The sequence below is a fragment of the Paraburkholderia humisilvae genome (genome assembly GCF_902859855.1).
GTDB classification, from domain to species: domain Bacteria; phylum Pseudomonadota; class Gammaproteobacteria; order Burkholderiales; family Burkholderiaceae; genus Paraburkholderia; species Paraburkholderia humisilvae.
Genome location: NZ_CADIKH010000036.1, coordinates 64091 through 71847 on the forward strand (window position 1 = coordinate 64091; position 7757 = coordinate 71847).

A 7757-nucleotide genomic window follows, 5' to 3' on the forward strand; every position below is an offset into this window, starting at 1 on the left:
GTTTCATGTTTTTGTACGGAATCGTCCGGGTGTCGCTGCTCCTGATCTATCTAACCGAGGTCAAGCGCAAGCCGGTGGTGGGGTCGAGCGCCAGGGTTCAGTCAAAGACTACGCCGCACGAACGGTAAACTGCACGCTGACATCACCACCCGAGCAGGAGCCCCCGATGGCCGACCAGCGAACCGCGGCGCCGGACAGCACCGCAGTGCGCGTTGCCTTATGGCGAGCGTTGCACGTCGAGGTCGATGCGCAGCCGCACGTGATCGAAGACGAAGTCGGCCTGCAACTGGCGGCGCCCGATGCCGACTGGCGCCAACGTCCCGATATGACCGCGGCGGCGACCAGCGGGTATCGCGCGGCGATCGTCGGCCGCGCGCGCCTGATCGAAGACCTGGTGACGGAGCGGGCCGCGCAAGGCGTGACCCAATACGTGATTCTCGGCGCCGGTCTCGATACTTTCGCGCAACGCAGGCCCGAACTTGCATCGCGGCTGCGCATCTTCGAAGTGGATCGACCCGCGGCGCAAGCATGGAAGCGGCAGCGGTTGATCGAATGTGGCTTCGGCATTCCGGAATGGCTGCGGCTCGTGCCGGTCGACTTCGAGGCTGGCCAGTCATGGTGGGGCGAACTGACGGCTGCGGGCTTCGATGTACAGGCGCCGGCCGTGGTGGTGTCGACCGGCGTGTCGATGTACCTGACGCGCGAGTCGAACCTCGCAACGCTGCGCCAGCTCGCTCAACTCGCACGCGGTTCGACATTCGCGATGACGTTCCTGTTGCCGATGACACTGATCGACGCGGAAGATCGCGCCGCGCATCAAAGCGTTTATGAACGCGCACGTGCGGCGGGCACGCCGTTCATCAGTTTCTTCAGTCCATCGGAGATCATCGCGCTTGCGCATGCGGCCGGGTTCAGCGGCACGCGACATGTATCGACGCACGAGATGATTCAGCGATATTTCAGCACACGCACCGATGGTTTGCGGCCGGCCAGCGGCGAAGAGTTTCTGATCGCGACGACCTGATCTTGAGCCTCCGATGCTGCGGACGAAACGGATTTGAAGAAGATTGAACTTTCAGGATGCCCAGGAGCACGCGTCGTCAGGTCACTGCCCTAAGCGTGTAAGGATACGCGCGGGCTTAACAAGCGATCGTGTCAGGGAATAACGTGCTCGAGTTGATCGTTTTAAGGAGCGGCTATTGCCGTACTTCGATCAACGACAGGTGCGATTGGAAGCGGCGAAGCCGGTATGAAAGGCGTGTTTCCACTCCCTTCTCTTTCTCAAGGCTAACTGATGACTGCCGCTTCCATTCAACGACGCGAATTCATTGCAAGAACCACGAAAGGTGCTGCCAGTGCCGTCGTGGCAAGCTTCGCCGGCGCTTCGGTCGGCATGCTGCCCGCCGAAACAGCGCACGCCGCCGGTTCGGCGTCGGTGCCGGCCTATCTCGGCGCTTCCCCGCAGACGCAGCCGCCGTTGCCGTTCGCGGAGAATGCACTCGAACCGGTGATTTCCGCCCGCACGATCGGCATTCACTATGGCAAGCACCATCGCGCGTATTTCGACAACCTGTCAAAGCTCGTGCCGGGCACGCCGTTCGCCGGCCAAACGCTCGAAACGATCATCGTGAAGACCTACGGCGACGCGTCGCACGAGGACATCTTCAACAATGCCGGCCAGGCGTGGAATCACAACTTCTACTGGAACTCGATGAGCCCGACGCCAACGCAGCCGGGTGCGAAACTGCAGGCTGCGATCATGCGCGACTTCGGTTCGCTCGACACTTTGCACGAGCAACTGGTCAAGGTGTCGGCATCGCAGTTCGGCAGCGGCTGGGGCTGGCTGGTCGCCGAAAACGGCAAGCTGTCGGTGATGAAGACCAGCAACGCGAACGTACCGTTCACGTCCGGCAAGGCGCCGCTGCTGACCGTCGACGTTTGGGAGCATGCGTACTATCTGGACTATCAGAACCGCCGTCCCGACTATCTGAAAGAGTTGACCGCGAAGCTGATCAACTGGAACTTCGCATCGGCTAACTACGAGAAGGTATAGAAGCGGCACGTCGACGAGCCTGCGTGAACGCCGCGTTCCTCGCGCGTGCGTTCACGTGGCAGTGATGTACGGTCAGGGCTGCGCAAGGGTGGGCGACGCCCAGATGCGGATATCGGAGGCGTTCAGCGGTTTCGGAATCATTCGCGCTGCGTAGTACGTGTCCGCAATTCGCTGCAGGTCGCCGAGCCGGTCGCCGCGCACCGGCACGATGTCGTAGCTGCGGCGTGTATTCGCGAGCTCGACAGTCTGCGCCGGAATATTGCCCCATAGCGGGCTCAGAATCTGCGCCGCTTCCTGCGGATGCGATTTCACCCATTTTCCCGTTCGATTCAATTCGTCAAACACGACGCGCAATACGTCCGGATGCCGGCTCGCGAAGGCGGTCGTCGCGGTATAGAAGCGGTTGTATTGCGCGAGCCCGCCGCTTCCGTCGGCTATCACGCGCACCTGTGCATCGCGCTGTTCGGCAGCCAGGAACGGGTCCCAGATCACCCACGCATCGATATTGCCGCCGCGAAACGCCGCGAGCGCATCGGGTGGTTCGAGATAACGCACCTGAATGTCGTCGATCGTCATGCCCGATTGCTTGAGCGCCGCAAGCAGCAGAAAATTGCAGCCCGAACCTTTCGATACCGCGACGCGCTTGCCCTTCAGGTCGGATACCGAACGAATCGGTGAATTCGGCGGCACGATGATCGCCTGCGCGGAAGGTGCGGATGTTTCTTCCGCGTAGTAGGTTAGCGGCGCGTTCGCGGCCAGCGTGAAGAGCGCGAATGCGTCGGCGACATCCGCGTGCAGATCGACACTGCCCGCATTCAGCGATTGGAGCAGGCCGTTCGAGAACTCGTGCCAGCTGACATCGTAGCCGAGCGCGTCGAGACGCTTCTCGAGTTCGCCGGTTCGCTTCAGCAGGATAAACAGCGTCGACGAGCGCTGATAGCTGATCGATACGGTCTCGCGCGCGGTGGCCGTATCGACGTAGAGCGTGTTTGCTGTCAGCAGCACGGCGACCAGCACAGCCTGCGCGCGATAGCGTCGCAATAGATGTCCACGCAGACGTTGAAGCAGAAGTGATGCGGCGTTCATAGGCGATATCCTCGACAATCGAGCTATCGACTATAACGACGCGTCGCCGCGCGCCAAAGCTCGATTGCATCGATCGATATCGGCACAAAGGGGATCGTCGGCGCGCGTAGGTACGTCGGCGCGCGTGTTTGCCGGGCAGGCGATGCCGCGCGTGAAGGAGATGCTGCTCAATGCGCGGTGGCGCGAATCCGGCGAGATCGCCGATCGCGCCATCGCCGGTCGAACTTTGGTTTCGCAAGCGACCTGGCCACTATCCGTCGCACGGCATGCACGAGCCGTGGTATCGACGCGACCGTTCGGTGTACGCACAGTCGGATAGGCTACGTAAATAAGAAAGACTAATTTCTTTTTAGCGAATGGTCGGGCTGAACATGGGCCAACCGGACTCCGTCCGGTGCATGTCCCGCACGACCGTTTCGACGCATCAGTCCATGTCGGCGGCATCGGAGAGCACGGCCTCGAGCGCTGGCTGCGCAGGCGACGCGGGATCGGGCGAGCTGAAGTGAAGACGGTACTGCTGCGGCGTAATGCCCAGGCGCCGCTTGAATACCGCGCGCAGATGGTGCGCATCGCGCAACCCGCAACGAAAGGCGATCGTCTTCAACGGCGCACCGCTGTTTTCGAGCATCACGCGCGCGGCGTCGATGCGCGCGCTTTCGACGAACTCGGCGGGCGTGACGTGCGCTTCGCGCGCGAACACGCGCGAGAAGTGGCGCATGCTCATCTTCGCGACCGATGCGAGCACCGCGATGCTGAGGTCGTCCGGGAGATGCGCGAGCACATACTGCTGGACCTGCGCGATCGGCGACGACGCTTCCGCGTACGGCGTCAGATATGGGCTGAACTGCGACTGGCCGCCGGCACGCTGCAGGAACACCACCATCCGCTTGGCGACGCGTAGTGCGAGGTCAGGCCCGTGATCCTGCGCGAGCAGGTACAGCGACAGATCAATGCCCGCGGTGATGCCCGCCGACGTATAGAGTTCGCCATCCTGCATGAAAATGCGATCGGACTCGACGCGCGCGGACGGGCACAGCGACGCCAGCATCGCCGCGCTGCCCCAGTGCGTGGTCACGACGCGGCCGTCGAGCAGCCCCGCGCGCGCAAGCGTCAGTGCGCCATTGCAGATCGAACCGAAACGCTGTGCGCCGCGGCTCGCACGCTTGAGCCAGTCATGCACGTCATCTTCGAGCGGCCGGCGCACAAGGCGCGGGCCGCCCGCGACGAGCAGCAGATCATGGTGTTCTTCCGCCTCGCTGAAATGCTGGTCCGCGTGAATTTGCAGACCGCTTGAGCACGGCAGTGCGCCGCGTTCGGTGGAGATGAGTTGGAGCCGGTACTGAGACTCTGGCGGAAGAAAAACATTTGCTTCCGAAAAGACATCGGTAGGGCCGAATACATCGAGGGCCTGGACGCCCGGGAAAATAAGAAGAGCAACGCTGCGCATCGATCAAAGTAGCGAGTGAAGGACGTACGGACACGCACCGAAACTGCGATATCCAAATGTGATAACCGAATCAGTTTGGACTATATGCTAATTCGGAAAAGCTTGTTATCAACGTCGACACTTTGCATCGTTTAACAACATGCGCACATCGCAAAGGCACGCTAGCAGCGGCACGTATTGCACGAACCGCTGCTACATGCCATGTTTTTTACGTCGACATGCGAGGCTTGAGCAGGTCCGACATGCCGACACGATGCAGCATCTCAGCCCGTACGCGATCGATTACCGTGAACCCAACTTCTGCTCCATCTTGTGTTGGGTCGATATAGACGCGGAATGCGCGTTTGCCGAATGGCGTATTTACGACCTTGACAATTGCATCGGCCACGAGGCTCGCATCCGCATCGGGCGGCACGATCGCGCTAAACGCCTGCTGGATCTGCTCACCGAATCCCGCATAAGGACCGGCCTCATATTCAGCGGTGCGCGTCGCGTCAGCGGGCATGCCCGTGTGCGCGAAGTGATTGGTGCCGCTCGTGAACGCACCGGGTACGATGATCGACGTTTCGATGCCCCAACGGGACAACTCGCGAGCATATTGGACAGCAATCGCATCCATCGCGGCCTTTGCTGCAAAGTACGGCGCGAGATACGGCGGCGTGCCGCCCGCCGAACTGCTGCTCGATATCCACACCAGCAAGCCATGACCCTGGCGGCGCAGATGAGGCAGCACCGCGCGATTCACGCGCTGCGTGCTGAGCACATTCACGTCATACAGTTGTGCATACTGCTCAGGCGTGAAGGCTTCCGCCGGGCCGAACGCCATGTGGCCGGCGTTATGCATCACGACGTCGATGCGACCGCTGTGCGCGATGATCTGCTCGACGGCGGCGTCGACCGACGTCTGCGATTGCACATCCAGTTCGAGGGTGCGCAGATCCGCGTCGTGCGTCTTCGAGAATTCGGCCATTTGCGTAACGATCGGTGCATTTTTGCCGACGGTGTTGCGCATCGATGCATAAACAGTGTGGCCGGCCTTGGCGAGTGCTTCCGCAGTGAGGCGGCCAAAGCCGCTGGAAGCGCCGGTGATCAGAATGACTTTGCTCATGATGGTTCCTTATCTGGTCTCTTCAGACGCTAACGCGTCGCGATGTGGTCAACGATTCGATTGGGATTCCACAGCTTTCAGATTGCGCCGCCATTCGCGCGCAGCGTCTGGCCATTGATCCATCCACCACTCGGGCCGGCGAGAAACGATACGGTGTTCGCAACATCTTCCGGCTTACCCAGGCGCTCGAGCGGCGTCAGTTTGGTGAGATGATCGATCACTTCCTGCGGTTTGCCTTCGAAGAACAGGTCGGTCGCGACAGGACCCGGCGCCACGGTGTTCACCGTGATGTTGCGGCCGCGCATCTCCTTGCTGAGGATATGGGTCATCGCTTCGACGCCGGCCTTGGTTGCCGCGTAGACCGCGTAGGTCGGCTGATACAGGCCCACCACGCTCGATGACGTGTTGATGATCCGTCCGCCATTGCGCAGGCGGCGTGCCGCTTCACGCAGCGTGTTGAAGGTGCCCTTCAGATTGATCGCGACCTGGCTGTCGAACAACGCATCGTCGCTATCGGCGATTTTCGCGAGACGCATGATGCCGGCATTGTTGACAAGCACGTCAACGCCACCGAACGCGGCCTCGGCCGCATCGAACATCCGCTTCACCGCGGCCGCGTCGGTCACGTCGGCCTGCACGGTGGTTGCGTGGCCGCCGGCCTTGTCGATTTGCGCGGCGAGCGCTTCTGCTTCGCGGGCATTGTTCGCATAGTTGATCAAAACCATAAAGCCGTCGCTGGCGAGTTGCCGTGCGATCGCCGCGCCGATGCCGCGCGATGCGCCGGTGACGAGTGCGACTTTCGATTGGTTGGTGGTGCTCATGTGGGTTCTCCAATATGTCCAGTTGAGTGAGCCGCATCGGTTGGCTGATTGCGTTGCGGCTTGGACTTAACTATGGACTTTCCCCGGCGGAACATAATCGGATTAGAATGACCATCACTGTTTCCATGGTGGAAACAATAGGGAAAAACGTGGACCGACTGGATGCAATGCGCCTGTACACCCGGATCGTCGAGCGCCGCAGCTTCACGCTCGCGGCGAACGACATGGAAGTGCCGCGTTCCACGGTCACGAAAGTGATCCGTCAGATGGAAACGCGCCTTGGTGTGCGCCTGTTGCAGCGAACCACCCGGGTGGTGCGCCCGACGCTCGACGGCGAAGCGTACTACCGGCGCTGTCTCGCGATCCTCGACGACATCGAGGACGCGGAAGGCGCGTTTAGCGGCGCGCAGCCCACCGGTATGCTGCGCATCGAAGTGCAGGGCACGCTGGCGCGGCATTTCCTGATGCCTGCGCTACCCGAGTTCTTCGCGCAATACCCGCAGATGGAAATTGCGATGAGCGAAAGCGACCGTTGGGTGGACATCGTTCAGGAAGGGGTCGATTGCGTGTTGCGCTACGGCTACCTGCGCGACAGCGAACTGGTCGGGCGTCAGGTTGCGATGCTCGAGCATCTGACCTGCGCAACGCCGGCGTATCTGCAGCAATACGGCACGCCGGCGAAGCTCGACGCGCTCGCGGGGCACCGGATGGTCGGCCTACGCTCGATCACGAGCGGCAATGTCACTCCGCTCAGCTTCACGGTCGGCGAGACGACACAAACCGTCACGCTGCCGGCGGCAATCTCGCTGACCGGCACCGAAAGCTATCTCGCCGCCATTCGCCTCGGTCTTGGCCTTGCGCAGGTGCCGCGCTTTCACATCGAGCACGACCTGCAAAGCGGCGCACTCGTGCAGGTGCTGCCCGATATGCCGCCGCCGTCGATGCCCGTGTCGCTGGTGTATCAGCGCTCGCGGCAGTTGTCGCCGCGGGTCCGCGTATTCATGGATTGGGTTGCACGCCGATTCGATGAAGCGAACGCGCCGCCGCGCGATTGAGCATTGAACCCGCGCGACGTTCAGGGAGTATGGGACGCGAGCGGCGCGCCATCGGACGATCTGATCATTAAGAATAGGAATGAAATGAACGCGTCCCGCCCAGTGAAACGTCAGCAAACTAAGATCGACCCTTGCGAACTGACCGTATGCAAGGGCCAAAATGGAACATTATTGAGGTCCGCATAGG

At 61.4% G+C, this 7757-nt stretch carries 7 protein-coding genes; 3 read left to right on the plus strand and 4 right to left on the minus strand.

Going from position 1 to position 7757, the window contains the following annotated elements:
* The first annotated feature begins 166 nt into the window (after positions 1-166).
* The gene (locus tag HV796_RS28815) at positions 167-1024 is read left to right on the plus strand and encodes a class I SAM-dependent methyltransferase (RefSeq protein WP_175230221.1); all 858 of its coding nucleotides are present in this window, start codon (positions 167-169) and stop codon (positions 1022-1024) included.
* 339 nt (positions 1025-1363) lie between these two features.
* On the plus strand, positions 1364-2053 hold the full coding sequence (locus tag HV796_RS28820) for a superoxide dismutase (RefSeq protein WP_246356094.1): 690 nt from the start codon (positions 1364-1366) through the stop codon (positions 2051-2053).
* Between the two features lie 72 nt (positions 2054-2125).
* Here HV796_RS28820 and HV796_RS28825 read toward each other — a convergent pair whose 3' ends face one another.
* The 4 genes from HV796_RS28825 to HV796_RS28840 all read right to left on the minus strand — a co-directional run bounded on the left by HV796_RS28825 (position 2126) and on the right by HV796_RS28840 (position 6515).
* The gene (locus tag HV796_RS28825; protein ID WP_175230227.1) at positions 2126-3139 is read right to left on the minus strand and encodes an aliphatic sulfonate ABC transporter substrate-binding protein; all 1014 of its coding nucleotides are present in this window, start codon (positions 3137-3139) and stop codon (positions 2126-2128) included.
* Positions 3140-3563: 424 nt separating this feature from the next.
* Entirely contained in the window at positions 3564-4586 is a 1023-nt protein-coding gene (locus HV796_RS28830) for a GlxA family transcriptional regulator (protein WP_175230230.1), read from the minus strand.
* A gap of 208 nt (positions 4587-4794) precedes the next feature.
* Positions 4795-5694 carry an SDR family oxidoreductase gene (locus tag HV796_RS28835; RefSeq protein WP_175230233.1) on the minus strand — a complete coding sequence of 300 codons (900 nt, stop codon included), beginning with the start codon at positions 5692-5694 and terminating at the stop codon, positions 4795-4797.
* Positions 5695-5771: 77 nt separating this feature from the next.
* Entirely contained in the window at positions 5772-6515 is a 744-nt protein-coding gene (locus HV796_RS28840) for an SDR family oxidoreductase (RefSeq protein ID WP_175230236.1), read from the minus strand.
* A 149-nt stretch (positions 6516-6664) separates the two neighbouring features.
* On the opposite strand from HV796_RS28840, the gene HV796_RS28845 reads away from it, so the two are divergent.
* Positions 6665-7570: a LysR family transcriptional regulator gene (locus tag HV796_RS28845; protein ID WP_175230239.1), complete on the plus strand. Its 906-nt coding sequence runs from the start codon at positions 6665-6667 to the stop codon at positions 7568-7570.
* Positions 7571-7757 lie beyond the last annotated feature (187 nt).